Source organism: Vibrio sp. 811 (genome assembly GCF_033339195.1).
On record NZ_JAWOUB010000161.1, the window covers coordinates 1 to 935 of the forward strand.

Genomic DNA, 935 nt, shown 5'->3' on the forward strand with positions numbered 1-935 from the left:
CTCAACGCCCATGCGTTGGGAGAGCATCCATACTTCTTTCGTGTTGCGGTAGCCTTCTACGACTTGGCCAATTTCTTCTTGTGCCGTGTCAACGTCTTTACCTTGACCGAGAGCTAAACCAAAGCGGCGGTTACGTGACTGGTTATCGGTACACGTAAGAACTAAGTCACCCAAACCAGCCATACCCATGAAGGTTTCTGGTTTAGCACCAAGTGCAGCGCCAAGGCGGCTCATTTCAGCCAAGCCACGGGTAATCAACGCAGTACGGGCGTTTGCACCAAAACCGATGCCGTCTGACATACCTGCGCCAATTGCGATAACGTTTTTCACTGCACCGCCAAGTTGCATGCCGATGAAGTCGTTGTTCGCGTACACGCGGAAGGTTTTGCTACAGTGGATTTTCTCTTGCAGATCCGCCACGAACTCTGCATCTGGAGAGGCAACGGAAATCGCAGTTGGTAGACCCATCGCGAGCTCTTTCGCGAACGTTGGGCCAGATAGAACGGCCAGCGAGTAGTTCTCACCGATGATGTCGTACGCGACGTCTTTGAGCAGTCGGCCAGTTTCAGGTTCAAGACCTTTGGTTGCCCAACAGATACGCGAATCTTCGCGCAGGAACGGTTTGCAGCTGTTAAGCACGATGCCAAAGACATGGCTTGGAACCACAACTAACAAGTCACGGCTTGCTTGAACGGCTTTTTCTAAATCCGATTCAATAATCAAGCTTTCTGGGAAATCAACACCTGGTAAAAATGCGTGGTTCGCGCGATCCGCCTCTAAGCGTGCCATGTGCTCTGGCTCGTGTCCCCAAAGGACAACGTTCGCACCATTACGCGCGAGGGAGATCGCTAGAGAAGTACCGTATGAGCCTGCGCCAATCACAGTCATTGCGATGTCTTTACCGTAAGCATTGTTTGTATTTGCTTGTGTCATGC

1 protein-coding gene is annotated in these 935 nt (G+C 51.6%); it reads right to left on the reverse strand.

The window, feature by feature from the left end; translation table 11 throughout:
* The coding region (gene gpsA, locus R7Q46_RS25560; RefSeq protein WP_318077992.1) for an NAD(P)H-dependent glycerol-3-phosphate dehydrogenase at window positions 1-933 on the reverse strand (933 nt) is incomplete at its 3' end.
* Between the last annotated feature and the right edge of the window lie 2 nt (window positions 934-935).